18 protein-coding genes and 2 pseudogenes are annotated in these 15,881 nt (G+C 66.9%); 4 read left to right on the top strand and 16 right to left on the bottom strand.

Features of this window, described 5'->3' with window-relative positions; translation table 11 throughout:
* The 6 genes from S2M10_RS17540 to atpD are packed head-to-tail and all read right to left on the bottom strand — an operon-like array spanning position 1 to position 3,292.
* Positions 1 to 243 carry a F0F1 ATP synthase subunit C gene (locus S2M10_RS17540; RefSeq protein ID WP_046408697.1) on the bottom strand — a complete coding sequence of 81 codons (243 nt, stop codon included), beginning with the start codon at positions 241 to 243 and terminating at the stop codon, positions 1 to 3.
* Entirely contained in the window at positions 240 to 941 is a 702-nt protein-coding gene (locus S2M10_RS17535) for a F0F1 ATP synthase subunit A (protein WP_030541618.1), read from the bottom strand. The genes S2M10_RS17540 and S2M10_RS17535 overlap by 4 nt, the downstream gene beginning before the upstream one ends.
* Positions 938 to 1,204 carry an ATP synthase subunit I gene (locus tag S2M10_RS17530; RefSeq protein WP_017501319.1) on the bottom strand — a complete coding sequence of 89 codons (267 nt, stop codon included), beginning with the start codon at positions 1,202 to 1,204 and terminating at the stop codon, positions 938 to 940. The genes S2M10_RS17535 and S2M10_RS17530 overlap by 4 nt, the downstream gene beginning before the upstream one ends.
* A complete protein-coding gene (locus tag S2M10_RS17525; protein WP_030541619.1) occupies positions 1,201 to 1,476 on the bottom strand; it encodes an AtpZ/AtpI family protein in 276 nt (91 codons plus the stop codon). Before S2M10_RS17525 ends, S2M10_RS17530 begins: the two co-directional genes overlap by 4 nt.
* On the bottom strand, positions 1,473 to 1,883 hold the full coding sequence (locus S2M10_RS17520) for a F0F1 ATP synthase subunit epsilon (RefSeq protein ID WP_030541620.1): 411 nt from the start codon (positions 1,881 to 1,883) through the stop codon (positions 1,473 to 1,475). The genes S2M10_RS17525 and S2M10_RS17520 overlap by 4 nt, the downstream gene beginning before the upstream one ends.
* On the bottom strand, positions 1,880 to 3,292 hold the full coding sequence (gene atpD / locus S2M10_RS17515; RefSeq protein WP_046408695.1) for a F0F1 ATP synthase subunit beta: 1,413 nt from the start codon (positions 3,290 to 3,292) through the stop codon (positions 1,880 to 1,882). Before atpD ends, S2M10_RS17520 begins: the two co-directional genes overlap by 4 nt.
* A 275-nt stretch (positions 3,293 to 3,567) precedes the next feature.
* Between atpD and S2M10_RS17510 the strand changes: the two genes are divergently transcribed.
* Positions 3,568 to 3,987 carry a hypothetical protein gene (locus tag S2M10_RS17510; protein ID WP_017501314.1) on the top strand — a complete coding sequence of 140 codons (420 nt, stop codon included), beginning with the start codon at positions 3,568 to 3,570 and terminating at the stop codon, positions 3,985 to 3,987.
* A gap of 27 nt (positions 3,988 to 4,014) precedes the next feature.
* On the opposite strand, the pseudogene fabI reads toward S2M10_RS17510, so the two are convergent.
* The 10 genes and pseudogenes from fabI to copC form a co-directional block, all read right to left on the bottom strand.
* Positions 4,015 to 4,788: pseudogene (fabI, locus tag S2M10_RS17505) on the bottom strand (enoyl-ACP reductase FabI).
* Complete coding sequence (locus tag S2M10_RS17500) at positions 4,785 to 5,975, bottom strand: acetate/propionate family kinase (RefSeq protein WP_007406370.1); 1,191 nt, start codon at positions 5,973 to 5,975, stop codon at positions 4,785 to 4,787. The pseudogene fabI and the gene S2M10_RS17500 overlap by 4 nt, the downstream one beginning before the upstream one ends.
* Positions 5,968 to 7,395 carry a bifunctional enoyl-CoA hydratase/phosphate acetyltransferase gene (locus S2M10_RS17495; RefSeq protein ID WP_030541622.1) on the bottom strand — a complete coding sequence of 476 codons (1,428 nt, stop codon included), beginning with the start codon at positions 7,393 to 7,395 and terminating at the stop codon, positions 5,968 to 5,970. The genes S2M10_RS17500 and S2M10_RS17495 overlap by 8 nt, the downstream gene beginning before the upstream one ends.
* A 3-nt stretch (positions 7,396 to 7,398) precedes the next feature.
* Positions 7,399 to 9,120, bottom strand: coding sequence for an alpha/beta fold hydrolase (locus S2M10_RS17490; protein WP_168847195.1), 1,722 nt, complete (start codon positions 9,118 to 9,120; stop codon positions 7,399 to 7,401).
* Between the two features lie 188 nt (positions 9,121 to 9,308).
* Complete coding sequence (locus tag S2M10_RS17485) at positions 9,309 to 9,482, bottom strand: hypothetical protein (protein ID WP_021245222.1); 174 nt, start codon at positions 9,480 to 9,482, stop codon at positions 9,309 to 9,311.
* A gap of 41 nt (positions 9,483 to 9,523) precedes the next feature.
* Positions 9,524 to 9,922 carry a Cu(I)-responsive transcriptional regulator gene (gene cueR, locus S2M10_RS17480; protein ID WP_007406402.1) on the bottom strand — a complete coding sequence of 133 codons (399 nt, stop codon included), beginning with the start codon at positions 9,920 to 9,922 and terminating at the stop codon, positions 9,524 to 9,526.
* Complete coding sequence (locus tag S2M10_RS17475; protein WP_004206948.1) at positions 9,919 to 12,276, bottom strand: heavy metal translocating P-type ATPase; 2,358 nt, start codon at positions 12,274 to 12,276, stop codon at positions 9,919 to 9,921. The genes cueR and S2M10_RS17475 overlap by 4 nt, the downstream gene beginning before the upstream one ends.
* Positions 12,277 to 12,383: 107 nt before the next feature.
* Entirely contained in the window at positions 12,384 to 13,058 is a 675-nt protein-coding gene (locus S2M10_RS17470; protein WP_017501308.1) for a class I SAM-dependent methyltransferase, read from the bottom strand.
* Positions 13,059 to 13,094: 36 nt separating this feature from the next.
* The gene (gene copD / locus S2M10_RS17465; protein WP_007406374.1) at positions 13,095 to 14,039 is read right to left on the bottom strand and encodes a copper homeostasis membrane protein CopD; all 945 of its coding nucleotides are present in this window, start codon (positions 14,037 to 14,039) and stop codon (positions 13,095 to 13,097) included.
* A gap of 4 nt (positions 14,040 to 14,043) precedes the next feature.
* Positions 14,044 to 14,420 (bottom strand): annotated as a pseudogene (copC, locus tag S2M10_RS17460) (copper homeostasis periplasmic binding protein CopC).
* Between the two features lie 132 nt (positions 14,421 to 14,552).
* On the opposite strand from copC, the gene S2M10_RS17455 reads away from it, so the two are divergent.
* From S2M10_RS17455 to S2M10_RS17445, 3 genes are read left to right on the top strand one after another with little or no spacing between them, the layout of a single operon-like run.
* The gene (locus S2M10_RS17455; protein WP_007406394.1) at positions 14,553 to 14,825 is read left to right on the top strand and encodes a hypothetical protein; all 273 of its coding nucleotides are present in this window, start codon (positions 14,553 to 14,555) and stop codon (positions 14,823 to 14,825) included.
* Complete coding sequence (locus S2M10_RS17450; RefSeq protein WP_025550099.1) at positions 14,825 to 15,262, top strand: periplasmic heavy metal sensor; 438 nt, start codon at positions 14,825 to 14,827, stop codon at positions 15,260 to 15,262. Before S2M10_RS17455 ends, S2M10_RS17450 begins: the two co-directional genes overlap by 1 nt.
* Positions 15,259 to 15,774, top strand: a complete 516-nt coding sequence (locus S2M10_RS17445) for an RNA polymerase sigma factor (RefSeq protein WP_046408689.1) — start codon at positions 15,259 to 15,261, stop codon at positions 15,772 to 15,774. Before S2M10_RS17450 ends, S2M10_RS17445 begins: the two co-directional genes overlap by 4 nt.
* Positions 15,775 to 15,881: the final 107 nt, after the last annotated feature.

Here is a 15,881-nt window from a genome sequence, read left to right as displayed (position 1 = left end):
TCAGGCGAACGGGTTGGCGAAGAGCAGCAGCAGCGCGATCACGAGGCAGTAGATCGCCATCGTCTCGATCATCGCGAGGCCCACGAACAGCGTGCGCGAGATGGTGTTGGCGGCTTCGGGCTGGCGCGCGATCGCGTCCATCGCGGCGGCGACGGCCCTGCCCTGCCCGAGCGCCGGGGCGATTGCGCCGATCGAGATCGCGAAAGCGGCGCCGAGGATGCTGGCGAGATGGATCCAGTTCATGCGGGGGACTCCTGTTTGGATGGCGGGCGGGCGCCGTTCTCGCTGATAGCGCTGCCGATAAAGACCATGGCGAGCGCGCCGAAAATGTAGGCCTGGACCGCGCCGGTCAGCATTTCGAGCGCCATCAGCGGGATCGGGACGAGCAGCCCGGCCAGGCTCAGCACGACGCCGATCATGAAGACACCGCTCATGACGTTGCCGAACAGGCGCACCATCAGCGAGAAGCTGCGGGTGAAGAGCTCGACGATATTGAGCGGGGCGAGCAGGATCGAGGGGCGCGCGAAGGTCGCGAGATAGGCCCTGGGCCCGAGCGCGCGGACGCCGAACCAGAGCGTCGCGCCGAAGACGATCAGCGCCAGCGCCGCGTCGGTTTCGAGGGTCGCGGTCGGCGGCTCGACGCCGGGGATCAGCGACGACCAGTTGGCGACCAGCAGGAACAGGAACAGCGTGCCGATCAGCGGCAGATAACGCCGCGGCTCCGCCTCCATCGTCTCGCGGATCTGGCCGGCGACGGTCTCGACGACCAGCTCGAGCGCCGCTTGGGCTCGGGTTGGGCGTAACGCAAGGCGGCGGGTCAGCAGCCAGCTTCCGATTGTAAGGACGGCCATGATGCCCCAGGTCGTGGCGACCGGCTGGCTGATCGGCACCGGACCGATCGCGAACAGCACATGGCTTTCAAGTGGTGACGCGAATATCATCGGGCGCCTCCGAGCCGGTGGAGCATGATCTGGCGCCCGCCCATGAAGCCGGTTGTTGCGGCAAGAAGCGCCGGCCACCCTTGCCGGCTGGCGATGACAAGAACCAGAATAGTGACGGCGAGGCGCCCGAGCCTGAGCAGGATCGCGCGCGATGCCGGGCCGCCATGGGTGACGAGGTCGGCTTCTCTGGCGATGGCCGCGAAATGGGCGAGGCCGACCGCAAATCCGAGGGCCAGGAACAGGATGGGGGAGAGCTGGCTCATTGCCGGTGCATCCAACGCCAGCCCGACCAGCAGCCGAGGGCGAGCCCGACGAGCAGGAGCGGCGCGGTCCAGAAGATGCCGCTATCCAGCCGGTGGTCGAGCCAGCGGCCGATCGCGAGACCGACCAGCGCGGGCAGGACGATCTGCCAGCCGAGCACGCCGATCTGGCCGAGATTGCGGGCGACGGAAGGAAGCCGCTGCGCAAGCCGCCGCCGTTCCGCGCGGGTCCGGATGGCTTCGACGATCGGCTGCTCGGGCTTGTCCGTGCTCACAGGCCGATCTCCCGGCCACCACCCTGCAGGGCCTCGACCATATGGCGGATCGCCTGCATCCTGAGCTTCGCCGACGCGGTCCGTTCGGATCGTTCGCCCTCGTCGCGCTCGCGGTAGCGCGCGAGCACGTCATGCTCGAGCGTTCCAAGGTCATCGCCGACATGGCCTTCGCGCGTCGCGACCGCGACCTCCGTGCCGTGGCTCACGGTCAGAATGCCGTTGCGCACCGCGCAATAGCCGGGAGCGCCATCGGGGCCGCGCCAGGAGACGATCGAGACGCCAAGCGCGGTCAGGAAATCGGCATGGCCCGACAGGATGCCGAAACTGCCGCTGGCATCCTCGGCGCGAACCGACGCGACATCGGCGTCGACGAGGATCGCGGTCGGATCGGTGATGCGCAGCTTCATGCGCCCTGCCCCACGCGAGAGCGTGCCTCTTCAATATCGCCCACCATGTAGAAGGCGCTTTCGGGCCAGTCGTCGGTCTCGCCCGACAGGATGGCCGCGACGCCCTTCAGGGTATCAGCCAGCGCCACCGAGCGGCCGGCCTGTCCGGTGAAGGCCTGGGTCACCATGAAAGGCTGGGTCAGGAAGCGCTGGAGCCGCCGCGCCCTGCCGACGATCAGCCGGTCTTCGCGGCCCAGTTCCTCGATGCCGAGCAGCGAGATGATGTCCTGGAGCTCGCGATAATGCGCGATCGTCTCGCGGGCCTGCTGGGCGAGCGCGTAATGATGATCGCCCACGACCTGCGGATCGAGCAGGATCGACGAGGACCCCAAGGGATCGACCGCGGGATAGATGCCTTCGGCCGCCATGGCGCGCGAGAGCAGAATGGAACTGTCGAGATGGGCGGAGATGGCGGTGACTGCCGGGTCGGTGAAATCGTCGGCGGGCACATAGACCGCCTCGATCGCGGTCACCGCAGCCCCATGCACAGAGGCGATGCGCTCCTGCAGCGCGGCCACCTCGCTGGCCAGCGTCGGCTGATAGCCGACGCGCGAAGGCATGCGTCCAAGCAGGCCCGACACCTCGCTGCCGGCCTGGACGAAGCGGAACACATTATCCATGAGCAGCAGGACGTTGCGCTTCTGCTCGTCGCGGAAATGTTCGGCGATGGTGAGCGCGGTCAGCCCGACCCGCCAGCGCGCGCCCGGCGGCTCGTTCATCTGCCCGAAAACGAGCACGGTCTTGTCGATCACACCCGAGCCGCGCATGTCGGTGAGCAGCTCATGGCCCTCGCGCGATCGCTCGCCGATGCCCGCGAACACTGAGACACCCTCGTAGCGGGCGACCATCGCGTTGATGAGTTCCATCACCAGCACGGTCTTGCCCACCCCCGCGCCCCCGAACATGGCGGCCTTGCCGCCCTGGGCAAGCGGTGCGAGCAGATCGATGACCTTGATGCCGGTCTCGAACATCGCCGTCGCCGCGCTCTGCTCGTCGAGCGGTGGGGGTGCGCGATGGATCGGCCTCAATGGCACATCCGGTCCGAGCGGCGCGCCGCCGTCCCCCACCTGCCCGGTCGGCGTAAGGAGCCGCCCAAGAACCTTGTCTCCGACCGGAACCGCGATGGGTGCGCCCAAGGCCACCACGCCGACATTGCGCGCCAGACCGGAGGTCGGCTGAAGCGCGACGGCGCGGACGGTCCGATCATCAATATGGCTCTGCACTTCCGCGACCAGCGGGCCTGACGCCGCATCGATGCGCAGTGCTTCATTGACTGCGGGCAGCGGCCCTTCGTCGAACTCGACATCGAGGACGGGACCGCGGAGCGCCGCAATCCGGCCGAGCCTGGCTATGGACGGTATCACGCCCATGCCGGTTGCCGGGTCAGACCATAATCATGCCCGACCGTGCCGCGATCATGACGGGACGGGTAGAAGTCGCTGCCCGCGGGCACGACATGGACGACAAGCCAAAAGTGCATTGGCTGAGCGTCGCAGGCAAGCCGCAGATTCGGCATACGTAGAGTTACCGATTCTCTCTGATTCAGCCTCGCCGAATATCGGCGGCGCGACGCGATGAGCCTCAGGCCAGGGCTGCATGCCCGATACGCTGGAGCTTAGACGCGAAGAGAAAGGTTCATCGTCCCATGCCCTATCCGGTCGATCAACTTGCCGCGCTCGCCAAAGCGAATGTCGGCCTGATGCTGAAGCTCGCCGAAGTCGCCCGGAAAGGTGGCGAAGAGTCGCTCGAGGTCGGCAACCGCGCCGCCGGCCGCTTCGCCGAAGAGGCGCGTGCCTCGATTGCGGGCGCGACGGACAAGACGTCGGACGCCGGCGCGGTCAGCCCGGCCGGACCGCGGGCACTGTTCGAGGACATGGCCACGGTCCGCGAGCATATGATTGCCGGCACAAGATCGGCGTTCGAGGAATGGCAGCAGGCCTGGCAGGCCGTCGCGAGCGCTCCGACGGCTCCCGGGGCGCTGGATGCCTTTGCTGCCATTGTCGGACCATGGTTCGGGCAGAAAAGCCCGGGCGACGGCGAGAAGCAGGCCACCAGCGACAAATAGGATAGCCCCCGATCGCGGCGAGCCGCCCTAGCCGAGCAGGTGCTGACCGCCATCGACCGGAATGATCGTCCCGGTGATATGGCGGCCGGCATCGCTCACCAGGAAGGCGGCGAGCCCTCCGACATCCTCGATGGTCACGAGCTGGTGCTGCGGGACCGTCGCCGCGGCCCGTTCGAGCAGCTCGTCGAAGCGGTCGATGCCGCTGGCAGCGCGGGTCGCGATCGGGCCTGGCGAGATCGCATGGGCGCGAATGCCCTTGGGGCCAAGCTCAGCCGCGACATAGCGGGTCGCGCTTTCGAGGGCCGCTTTGACCGGCCCCATCAGGTTGTAGTGCTCGACCACCCGCTCCGACCCGTAGAAGGTGACGCACAGCAGGCAGCCGCCATCCGACATCAGCGGCTCGGCGAGACGCGCCATGCGCAGGAAGCTGTGGCACGAGACGTCCATCGCCAGCGCGAGGCCTTCGGCCGAGCTGTCGACGACGCGGCCGTGCAAATCCTCGTTCGGCGCGAAAGCGATCGAATGAAGCAGGAAATCGAGGCCGCCTTATTCGGACTTCACCCGCTCGAACAGGGCCTCCAGTTCGCCCGGCACCCGGACATCGCACGCGGCGAGCCATTCGACTCCCAGGGTCTCCGCGACGGGCGCCACGAGCGGCTCGGCCTTTCCGTTGAGATAGGTCGCCGCCAGTCTCGCGCCACAGTCGTGGAAGGCCTGGGCGCAGCCCGCCGCGATGCTCTGCGCGTTGGCGATGCCGATCACCAGGCCGCGCTTGCCAGTAAGATCGACGAGAGGTTTCATGGTTTCGGCTCCTCACGCAGAAGATCGGCGGTGTGGATGGCGATCATCCACTCCTCGTCGGTCGGGATGATGCGCACCGTGACACGGCTGAACGGCGCGCTGATGACCGACGCTCCGCGGAGATTCGCGTCCGTGTCGAGCGCCACGCCGAGCCAGCGGAGCCGATCGGCGACGCGGGCGCGGATTTCAGGCGCATTCTCGCCGATCCCGGCGGTAAACACGAAGCTATCGAGCCCCCCGAGCGAGGATGCGAGGGCGCCAGCCTGGCGCGCGATCTGCCAGACGAAGAGGTCGATCGCTTCCCCAGCGGCGGGCGTTTCGCTGCCGAGAAGCGCGCGCATGTCGCTCGATGTGCCGGACACGCCCAAAAGGCCGGACTCACTGTAGAGGAGATGCTCGACTTCGCGCGCCGTCATGCCCCTCTGCTGGAGAAGATAGAGCACCGCGCCCGGGTCGAGCGCTCCGCACCGCGTGCCCATCACCAATCCGTCGAGTGCGGTGAACCCCATCGTCGTGTCGATGCTGCGCCCCCCGTCCATCGCACAGAGGCTGGCCCCGTTGCCGAGATGCGCGGCGATCGTGCGGCCACCGCCTGTATCGGGATCGATCAAACGCAGCTGCCGCGCGATATATTCGTAGGAGATGCCGTGAAAGCCGTAGCGCCGCATGCCCTCTTCGCCAAGCGCGCGCGGCAGCGCGAGGCGCGTCGCAACCGGGGGCTGGCCATGATGGAAGCCGGTGTCGAAGCAGGCGACTTGCAGCAGAGCGGGGCGCAGCCTGGAGACGGCGCGGACCGCGGCGAGATTATGGGGCTGATGCAATGGCGCCAGTGGGCAAAGCGCCTCGAGTGCGGCGAGGAGTGGCGCGTCGACCCGCGCCGGCGCTGAATAGTCGGCGCCCCCATGAACGATCCGATGTCCTACCGCGATCAGATCCTCGCCGACCGAAGCTTCGATCTCCCGCAGCAAATCCTTGAGCAGCGTCTCATGCGTGATCGTGACGTCTTTCGTCCAGCGCCGGTCGGCAAGGACATCCCCCTTCGCATCGCGCGCGATCAGGTGCGGCTCAAGGCCGATATTCTCGATCTTGCCGCTCGCCAGCAAAGAGGGCTCATCAGTGCCCGGCTCGGCGTAGAGCGCGAACTTAAGGCTCGACGAACCGGCGTTGAGGCACAGGATTTCAGCCATCGCGGCGCTGTCCCGCAACGCCGGGAGACGCCTTGGTTGCAGCCCGCGCCAGCAGCACCGCGAGCGCGCAGGAGGCGAGGCGCGTGCGCACGCTGTCTGCCCGGCTGGTGAGGATGATCGGAACGCGCCCGCCGAGCACCACGCCTGCGGCATCGGCGCCGCCCAGGAAGGTCAGCTGCTTTGCGAGCATGTTGCCGGCCTCCAGATTGGGCACCAGCAGGATGTCCGCCCGGCCGGCGACCGGCGAGACGATACTTTTGTCGCGCACGGCCGCCTCGCTGATCGCATTATCGAGGGCGAGCGGTCCATCGAGCAGCGCGCCTTCGATCTGGCCCCGGTCCGCCATCTTGCAGAGCGCCGCGGCATCCAATGTGGTGCGCATCCTTGGATTGACCGTCTCGACGGCGGCGAGGATCGCGACCCTGGGTTGTTCGATCCCGATCACATGGGCAAGGTCGATCGCGTTGCGCGCGATGTCGGCCTTGTCCTCAAGCGTCGGCTCGATGTTAATCGCGGCGTCGGTGATGATGAGCGGGCGCGGATAGCCGGGCACATCCATCACATAGGCGTGGCTGATCCTGCGTTCGGTCCGAAGGCCCATGTCGGACGATACGACCGCGCCCATGAGCTCGTCGGTATGAAGCGAACCCTTCATCAGCAGCGCGGCTTCGCCGGCCCGTACGCGCGCGACGGCTTCGGCGGCGGCGGCGTGGCTGTGCGGGACCCCGATCACCCGGAAGGCGGCAATATCGACACCGGCGTCCTTCGCCGCATTCGTCATACGCGCCGCAGGTCCGATGAGAATTGGAACGACGATGCCGGCGTCGGCGGCCTCAGCCACCGCGCGCATGGCGTCGGCGCTGCACGGATGGACCACGGCCGTGACGCACGCGGATCCGTCCTTGGCGCGCTCCATCAACTGGCGGAAGCGGTCGTGGCTGGCGATCCGCACGTCGGGAAGCGGCATGCGGGGCCGGCTGACTTTCTCGGTGGGCGCCTTGACCTCGGCCTGGCCGCTGATGACGGTCTCGCCCTTTTGGTTCACGCAGGCGCAGTCGAGAACGATGACATGATGCTCGGCGCGCTTCTGCGCGACGGTGACGCAGGCCGTGATGGTGTCGCCGACGCCCACCGGGCGGGTGAAGCGAAGCGATTGGCCGAGATAGATCGCACCGGGCCCTGGCAGCTCGGTTCCCAGGATCGCCGAGATGAGCCCCGCGCCCCACATGCCATGAGCGATGACCCTGTGGAACATGTCCGTTTCGGCATAGACAGGGTCGAGATGCGCCGGATTCACGTCGCCTGACACCGCCGCGAAGAGCTGGATGTCGTCGGCGGTCAGCGTGCGGGTGAGGCTGGCCGTGTCGCCGACGGCGATCTCGTCGAACGTGCGGTTCTCGATGAGGTTGGCGGTGGCCATGGCTCAGCGCTCCAGCACGTAGCGCCCGGGGGCATCACCGAGCGGCGGATAGTTCCGTTCGGGCGCGCCCATCGACGGTGGGGCGGCCGCCTTGCCCGAGTGCGATCCAAGCCATGAACTCCATTCCGGCCACCACGACCCTTCGCGCAGCTCGGCCCGCTCCAGCCAGGTATCGGGACCTGGCGCCGGGCCATCCTGCATCCGTGTCGCGACGCGAAAGTGGCGATGAGGATGCCCGGGCTCGGAGACGATCCCGGCATTGTGGCCACCGCTCGTCAGCACGAAGCGGATCTCCGCGCCCGTCAGCATGTGGAGCTTGTGGGTCGAGCGCCACGGCGCGACGTGGTCGGTTTCCGTGCCCACCATGAAGATCGGCATGCGCAGCCCCGAGAGCGAGACCGGGTGGCCGCCGGCCTCGTAGCGCCCTTCGGCCAAGTCATTGTCGAGGAACAAGCGCCGCAGATATTGCGCGTGCATGGCATAGGGCATGCGGGTGCCGTCGGCATTCCATGCAATGAGGTCGGTCATCGGCTCGCGCTCGCCCATGAGATAAGTCGAGAGGATGCGCGACCAGACCAGATCGTTGGATCGCAGCATCTGGAAGGCGCCGCCCATCTGACTGCTGTCGAGAAAGCCGCGCGCCCACATCATCGCATCGATCAGGTTGATTTCCGCCTCGTCGATGAACAGGCCAAGTTCGCCCGGCTCGCTAAACTCGGTCAGGGCGGCGAACAGCGTGACGCTCGCCAGACGCTTATCTTCATCGCGCGCCATCGCGGCCGCGGTGATGGCGAGCAGCGTGCCGCCGATACAATAGCCGGCCGCGTGGATCTTCTCGGTGCCGGTAATCGCCTGGATGACATCCACGGCGGCCATCGGCCCAAGCAGGCGATAATCCTCCATGTCGAGATCGCGGTCGGCGCTGTCGGGATTGTGCCAGGAGATGCAGAACACGGTGTAGCCCTGCCCTACCAGCCAGCGGATGAGCGAATTTTCCGGGGAGAGGTCGAGGATGTAATATTTCATGATCCATGCCGGCACGATCAGTATCGGCTCCGGACGCACCGTCTCGGTTGCGGGCGCATATTGGATCAGTTCCATGACCCTGTTGCGAAACACGACCTTGCCAGCCGTGGCTGCGACCTTCTCGCCGACCCGATAGGCCTCCGTGCCCGCTGCGGGCTCCCCGCGTACCAGGCGTTCCAGGTCGTCGCAAAAAAATCGCGCACCCTCGACAAGGCATTGTCCTCCGGTTTCGAGGATGCGCTGCTGGAGCACGGGGTTGGTCGGGATGAAATTGGTCGGGGACACCATGTCGAGCATCTGGCGGGTCGCGAACTCGACGATCGCTTCGTGGTGCCCGGTGACGCCGCTCACGCCGGTCGTCGCGGCATGCCACCATTGCTGCTGGAGCAGGAAGGCCTGCTCGATCAGGTCGAACGGATGGCGCTTCCAGGCTGCGTCGGCGAAGCGCCGATCCTGGGGCAGCGGATCGATCGCCGGCTCGTGATCGCTGCCGGATGCGCTGCGCATGGCATAGTCGGCGAGCCGCATCAGCTTGCGCCCGCCCTTGGCGGCGAGCTGCAGCTGCCTGCCTGGCGAGCAGAGAATGTGCGTCCACCAGTCGGAAAAAGACTGCGCCAAAGTGGCGGGCGACTGGCCTGAAGTCAGCTGCGCGATGGCGGCGAAGCTCGACCGATCCAGCGTCGTGGCCAGACCGTCCAACGGGTCAGGGATATTGCTTCGACTCTGCACATTTTCGCTCCTGCTGCGGTGCAACAAGCCCTGAAGCGCAGGAAGCCTCTGCGCACTCCGTAGTCCTACGGAGGGATTGCCTCGCATATGCCAGCCCCAGAAGTCAGAGCTCAGCACGACATTGCTGTATGAAAAGCGGCCAAATACGATCAGGAGGCTCAGTGCGGTCGCACGGGCGAGCCAGCTATCCCGCCGAACCAGTCCCGCAATACCGGCGAAAGGGTCTGCGGGTTGCCGCCGATATGGCGAAGATCCTCCGCCAGCAGTGGCGGGCGGACTGCGAGGAAATATATCGCGAGGCCCGTCGTGAGAATGCCAAGTGCGATCAGCACCCCGGCCGCCAGAGCGGGTCTGGTCCGAGAGGCGGCCGGCGCTAACATTTTCTGTCGAGACTCAGTTCGGCGATGATGGGACAATCTGGCCGCTCGTCGCCATGACAGCGCTCGGCGAGATCGACGAGGGTCTCGCGCAGGGTCGTCAGCGCTTCGGCCTTGCGCTGCAATTCCTCCGCCCGCGCCAACGCGACCCGCTTTACATCGGCGCTGCTGCGGCCCGTGTCGGCCCACAGGCCGAGCAGGGTCCGGATCTCCTCGATCGGAAAACCGAGATCGCGGGCATTGGCGATGAACCGCAGGCGATGGAGGTCACTCTCGCCATAGTCGCGATAACCCGCTCCCCGGCGCGGCGGCGCCGGGATGAGGCCGATCTTCTCATAATGGCGGATCATCCGCTCCGAGACCCCGCTTTGCTTCGACGCCTCCCCGATGTTCACAGCGCTTTCCGGTTGAGGCGCAGCGCGTTGGTGACCACGCTGACCGAGGAGAGCGCCATGGCGGCGGCCGCGATGATCGGCGAGAGCAGGATGCCGAACAGCGGATAGAGCGCGCCCGCCGCCACCGGCACCCCGGCGACATTGTAGATGAAGGCGAAGACCAGGTTCTGGCGGATGTTGGACATGGTCGCCTGGCTCAGCCGCCGTGCCCGCACGATGCCCATGAGATCGCCCTTGAGCAGCGTCACGCCCGCGCTCTCGATCGCGACGTCGGTGCCCGAGCCCATGGCAATACCGACATCGGCGGCAGCCAGTGCGGGGGCGTCGTTGACCCCGTCGCCGGCCATCGCCACCACGCGCCCCTCGCTTTTCAACCGCGCGACGACGGCACTCTTCTGGTCGGGCAGTACCTCGGCTTCGACATCGTCAATGCCGAGCCGCCTTGCCACCGCCTCTGCTGTGGTGCGGTTGTCGCCGGTCAACATCACCACGCGAATGCCTTCGGCCTTGAGTGCGGCCAGGGCCTCCGGCGTCGTCTGCTTCACGGGATCGGCGATTGCAAAGGCGCCGCCGACGGTGCCGTCGACGCCGATGAAGATCGCGGTGGCGCCATCCCGGCGCAGGGCGTCGGCCTGCTCCGCCAGCGCGTCGGTTGCTATGCCCTCTTCCGAGAGGAACCGCGCATTACCGAGCACGATCCGGCGGCCGTCGACGGTGCCGAGCGCGCCGCGTCCGGTGGGGGAATCGAAGTCGGTGACGTCGCTCGTGGGGATGCCGCGATCCTTGGCGGCCTCGACGATCGCCAGCGCGAGCGGATGCTCGGAGGCCCGCTCGACCGAGGCGGCAAGCCGCAGCAGTTCGGCTTCGTCGAAGCCGGGCGCCGGCACGATCTGGGTGACGGCAGGCCGGCCTTCGGTCAGCGTGCCGGTCTTGTCGACGACGAGCGTGTCGACTTTTTCCATATGCTCGAGCGCTTCGGCATTCTTGATGAGGACGCCGAGCCCGGCGCCGCGGCCAACCCCGACCATGATCGACATCGGCGTGGCGAGACCCAGTGCGCAGGGACAGGCGATGATCAGCACGGCGACCGCCGCAACCAGCCCGTAGGCGAAGCGCGGCTCGGGGCCCCAGATGCCCCAGGCGATGAACGCGACCACCGCGACCGCGATGACCACGGGCACGAACCAGCCCGACACCTGATCGGCCATGCGCTGGATCGGCGCGCGCGAGCGCTGCGCCTCGGCGACCATCTGGACGATGCGCGCCAGCATGGTGTCTCGGCCAACCTTGTCGGCGACGATAACGAGCGCGCCGGTCTGGTTGAGCGTGCCGCCGATCACCGTGTCGGCCTTGGCCTTGGTGACGGGCATGGACTCACCGGTGACCATCGACTCGTCGAGCGAGGAACGGCCGTCCTCGACCACGCCATCGACCGGCACCTTCTCGCCGGGACGCACACGCAGGCGGTCGCCGACCGCAACGAGATCGAGGCTGATTTCCTCTTCACTGCCATCGGAGCCGATCCGGCGCGCGGTCTTTGGCGCAAGGTTAAGCAGCGCCTTGATCGCGCCCGAGGTCCGCTCGCGCGCGCGCAGTTCGAGCATCTGGCCGAGCAGCACGAGGACAGTGATCACCGCGGCCGCCTCGAAATAGACGGCAACCATGCCGTCCTCTCCGCGGAAGGCGGGCGGGAACAGCTGGGGCGCGAGCGTCGCGACGACGCTGTAGATCCAGGCGACCCCGGTCCCCATCGCGATCAGGGTGAACATGTTGAGGTTGCGGGTCTTGAGCGAGGCCCAGCCACGCTCGAAGAAGGGCCAGCCCGCCCAGAGCACGACGGGTGTCGCCAGCACGAACTGGATCCATACCGAGATCGACATCGGCACGAGGCGATGGATCGCGGGAAAGAGATGCGCGCCCATCTCGAGGATCAGCACCGGGAGGGCCAGCATCAGGCCGACCCGGAAGCGCCGTGTGAAATCGACCAGCTCATGGCTGGGGCCGCTGTCGGCAGTCACGGTCGCGGGCTCGAGCGCCATGCCGCAGATCGGACAGGATCCGGGATGGTCCTGCCGGATCTCTGGATGCATCGGGCAGGTCCAGATCGTGCCTTCGGGCGCCGCGACCGGCGGCGCTGGCGGGCCGAGATAGCGCTCGGGATCGGCGATGAATTTGGTCCGGCAGCCCGCGCTACAGAAATGATAGCGTTCACCGCCATGCTCGGCTTGATGCGCCGTGGTCGCCGGGTCGACGGTCATGCCGCAGACCGGGTCCTTGACGCCGGTCGCCGCTTTCGCGGCGCTGTGGCCGCCGCAGCAACCGCCGCCATGCGCCGCTCCATGTGTCTCGTTCATCGCCTTGCTCCTTTCGACGCCTGACGATCTAGGGTCTGACACCGTGTCAGGGTCAATACGTAATCGCCTAAGCGGACAAATCGGCGGGCCCGTTCGCCTGGCCGCCATCAGCCAAGGTCATTGGCAACCGTAAGGCCGTGGTCCTGCGCCGGTCGATGCGCCGTAAACAAGTCGATCGCGCCGGTGATGGTCAAAAGCCGAAACGTCTCGGCCACATGCCTGAAGCCGGCCGCCGCGATCAGGCCGGGGAGCACGCCGTCGGCATTGGGCCGGGTATCATCGATGCCATCGAGCCGCTGCACGGTCAGGCGGAAGGCAAGCCGCATGAAACCCTGCTGGCGGCCATAATCGGCGATCACCAGGCGCCCACCCGGGCGCAGCATGGCGAACATGGCGCGCAGGGTTGCCGCCTTCTCCCTGACCGGCATCTGATGCAGCACGAGACTCGACACGACAGCGTCGGCGGTACCCGGGGCCACGTCCCTGGCAAATCCCTGACGCCAGTCGATATCGGCCCGCCGCACAGCGGCCTTGTGCCGCGCGATGTCGAGCGCCTCGGCATCGGGATCGAGACCGATCACCTGCGTCCTGGGCTCGGCTTGCTTGAGCATCAGCGCGAAGCTGCCGGTGCCACAGCCGACGTCGACGACCGTCTCACCGGCTTTGGGCGCCAGGGCGGCGAGCATGGCGGCACGCCACCGCTTCTCCCGCGTCCACAGGCGGATCGCGCGATCATAGTCTTTCGTCGATCCGGTCCCGAGCGGCGGGGTGTAGGATTGCATTGGCTTCTCCCAACGCGAGGCGTCCGAAACGATAAGCTACATCGACATGGGCGGCGATAGTGTCCCCAGCCAGGCGACGAGCCCGAGAATGACGATCGCAAGACCGCCTTCGACGACGAGGCTCGCGCGCAGCAGCGCCTGCGCCCGTGGCGCGTCCTCTTCCTCGATCGCCTGCGCAAGTGCCGGGGTCAGGCGATAACGGTTGAGCGCGGCCAGGCCCAGCATGCCGGCGAACAGCAGCAGCTTGGCGATGAGCAGCAGGCCGTAGGTCGACTGCCCGAGCGAGGCGATGTTGCCCGGACCGACGAGGAACCAGCCGTTCACCGTCCCGGTCAGGATCAGCAGGGCGACGATGATCGTGCCGACGAGGGAGAAGCCCCGCAACGCTTCCTCGGCGAGCGTGACCCGGTCCATGTCTTGAGCGGCGAGATCGTCGGTTGCGAGCCTGGGAAGTACCAGCGCGAGGAATGCGGCAAGCGCGCCGACCCAGGCGCCGGCGGCGAGCAGATGGATGAGATCGGCCCCCAGTTGCAGCCAGCCCGCCTCGCCTTCGCCAGCCGCGCCATGCCCACTCCAGGCGAGGGTCGCGAGTGCGACCGCGCCTGCCAGAGTGGAGGCGATGAAGGCAGGACGGGATTGCCGGCGATAGAAGGGGATGGAGAGCAGAAGAACGAGGAGCGCGACGAGGCGCGCCTTCAGCGCCGTTCCCATGGACGTGCCGTTGAACAGCTCTGCGACCATGGAAAGATCAGGCTGGGTGAGCGGCAGCCCGGTCATGGCCGCTGCCTGCAACGCGAACCCCAGCGCCGACAGCAGGAGGGCGAGACAGGCGAGACCGGCCACCATTGCTACCATCGGCAGATGCCGCTGTACCATCCGGCCGCCGCCGGGCGCATAGAGCGCGAACAGCGGCAGGCCGAACAACAGGCCGAGATCGACGTAGAGCGCCCAGCGGACGGCGACGAGTGCCACGTCGTTCATGGCGTCACTTGACGGTAAAGGCGAGATTGCCCTGGATGCGGTGCGTGTCGGTCGAGACGACGTGCCAGGCGACCTGATAGCTGCCCGCCATGAGCGGCTTGGCGAGCGTCAGCACGAGCGTCTTGTCGCCTTCGACGGACGTCTTGAAGCCGGTTACCGCCATGCGGTGGTTGGGCATGCCGGGCATGCCGGTCATCACGATCTCGGCGCCCGACAGCTTCGGCATCAGACCTTCACTGAAGGTGAGCGTTATACGCGACGGCGCCGGGACGCTGGCGTTGGCGGCGGGCGTCGAGGACACGAGCTTGGGATGGGCGTAGGCCGAGCCGAAACACTCAGGCCGACGGCGGCGATGGCTGCGAGCGGCGAAAAGAAGCGCATTTGGACATTCTCCTGGCAGTGACATGAGAGAATACGCAGCCGCGACCTGCACCCCTCGCACTTTTCTTTTTGTTCCCGGACAAGGGTTGCCGGACCATCCTGCTTATTGAGAAGTGAAGACGGAGAAACATCATGGACCACCTCGACGACATGCTCAGCCGGTTGCGGGAAGCGCCGCTCGATCCCCGGCTTGCCGGGCTGGACAGCCGCGTCATGGCCGAGATCGCCCGGCTCCAGGCCATGCCCCGCCTGAGCGCCACGACATTCGGTATCGCCGCGGCAGCAGCCTTGTTCCTGGGAATTGCCGGCTCGGCCGTGCCTGTGCGGTCGACCGAAGCCGGGCCGATATCGCCCTTTGACGCGCGGCTCGCGCTCGCTCCTTCGACGCTGCTGAGTTCACAATGATGCGCGACCGCCGGCTCCTGCTCCTCGTCCTGCTGACCTTTGCCGCGGCGATCGCCGGTGTGGTCATCGGCCGCGTCTATGTGGTTCCGGTGCGCCCGGTCGAAAATGAGTTGCACGACCTGCTCCATCGCGATCTGAAGCTGGACACCGCGCAACATAGCCGTCTCGAGACGATCGAGAAGAACTATGCGATCCGGCGTCAGGCACTGGAGGCCGAACTGCGCGCCGATAACGCGCGGCTCGCCGAGGCGATCGAGGCGGAGCATGGCTATGGTCCTCGGGTTGCAGGGGCGGTGGATCGCTCGCACCAGGCGATGGGCGCGCTGCAGAAGGAAACACTCGAGCATATCTTCGCGATGCGGGCCGTGCTGCGCCCGGATCAGACGGACAAGTTCGACGACGCCGTGGTGAAAGCGCTGACGGCCAAGTCCAAATGACCGCGTGCCTCCCCGACTGCTCGGACGGGGAGCTCGCGGCTCTGGCGCTTGGAGGCCGGCAAGCGGCCTATGGCGAGCTGGTCCGCCGGCATCAGGGCTGGGTGCACCGCCTCGTGCGCAGCCATGTCGGGAACCGCGACGAAGCGCTCGACGTGACCCAGGCGAGCTTCGTCGCCGCCTTCGCCGCACTCAACCGCTATGACGCTGCGCGACCTTTTCCGGTCTGGATGTCGCGGATCGTCATCAACAAATGCCATGACTGGCGCCGCCGCCGCGCGGTCCGCAACTTCTTCTCCCACGCGCTGGCGCTGGGGGAAGCCGAACATGTCGTCGACGAGGCGCCACTACCCGACCAGGCGATCGGCGCCGAGCAGCAGCTGGCAGAGGCCATGAAAGCGATCGCCGCCCTGCCCGCATCGCTCAAGGACACGCTCGTCTTGCGGACGATCGATGAGAAATCGGAAGCCGAAACCGCCGAGATTCTCGGCATCTCCTGTAAACGCTCGCGCTAAATGGCGGCGTTCTGATCGCGCTATTTGTCAGTTGCCGGGTCCGATGACGAGGCAATCGCGCGCGGCCTGAACGATGTCAGCGGTGACCTCCTCGACGCGGTTGAGGG

The organism is Sphingomonas sp. S2M10, from assembly GCF_012650175.1.
In the GTDB taxonomy this organism is placed as follows: Bacteria; Pseudomonadota; Alphaproteobacteria; order Sphingomonadales; family Sphingomonadaceae; genus Sphingomonas.
The sequence above is the reverse complement of the archived record's forward strand: the minus strand, read 5'-3'. Positions and strand labels throughout refer to the sequence as shown.

What these genes read in the sequence shown, in the direction of transcription:
- S2M10_RS17470 (WP_017501308.1), bottom strand. Translation starts at nt 13,058, where the DNA reads ATGCAATCCTACACCCCGCCGCTCGGGACCGGATCGACGAAAGACTAT.
- S2M10_RS17520 (WP_030541620.1), bottom strand. Translation starts at nt 1,883, where the DNA reads ATGAAGCTGCGCATCACCGATCCGACCGCGATCCTCGTCGACGCCGAT.
- S2M10_RS17510 (WP_017501314.1), top strand. Translation starts at nt 3,568, where the DNA reads ATGCCCTATCCGGTCGATCAACTTGCCGCGCTCGCCAAAGCGAATGTC.
- copD (WP_007406374.1), bottom strand. Translation starts at nt 14,039, where the DNA reads ATGAACGACGTGGCACTCGTCGCCGTCCGCTGGGCGCTCTACGTCGAT.
- S2M10_RS17445 (WP_046408689.1), top strand. Translation starts at nt 15,259, where the DNA reads ATGACCGCGTGCCTCCCCGACTGCTCGGACGGGGAGCTCGCGGCTCTG.
- S2M10_RS17500 (WP_007406370.1), bottom strand. Translation starts at nt 5,975, where the DNA reads ATGGCTGAAATCCTGTGCCTCAACGCCGGTTCGTCGAGCCTTAAGTTC.
- S2M10_RS17475 (WP_004206948.1), bottom strand. Translation starts at nt 12,276, where the DNA reads ATGAACGAGACACATGGAGCGGCGCATGGCGGCGGTTGCTGCGGCGGC.
- S2M10_RS17535 (WP_030541618.1), bottom strand. Translation starts at nt 941, where the DNA reads ATGATATTCGCGTCACCACTTGAAAGCCATGTGCTGTTCGCGATCGGT.
- S2M10_RS17450 (WP_025550099.1), top strand. Translation starts at nt 14,825, where the DNA reads ATGCGCGACCGCCGGCTCCTGCTCCTCGTCCTGCTGACCTTTGCCGCG.
- S2M10_RS17540 (WP_046408697.1), bottom strand. Translation starts at nt 243, where the DNA reads ATGAACTGGATCCATCTCGCCAGCATCCTCGGCGCCGCTTTCGCGATC.
- atpD (WP_046408695.1), bottom strand. Translation starts at nt 3,292, where the DNA reads ATGGGCGTGATACCGTCCATAGCCAGGCTCGGCCGGATTGCGGCGCTC.
- S2M10_RS17530 (WP_017501319.1), bottom strand. Translation starts at nt 1,204, where the DNA reads ATGAGCCAGCTCTCCCCCATCCTGTTCCTGGCCCTCGGATTTGCGGTC.
- S2M10_RS17495 (WP_030541622.1), bottom strand. Translation starts at nt 7,395, where the DNA reads ATGGCCACCGCCAACCTCATCGAGAACCGCACGTTCGACGAGATCGCC.
- S2M10_RS17455 (WP_007406394.1), top strand. Translation starts at nt 14,553, where the DNA reads ATGGACCACCTCGACGACATGCTCAGCCGGTTGCGGGAAGCGCCGCTC.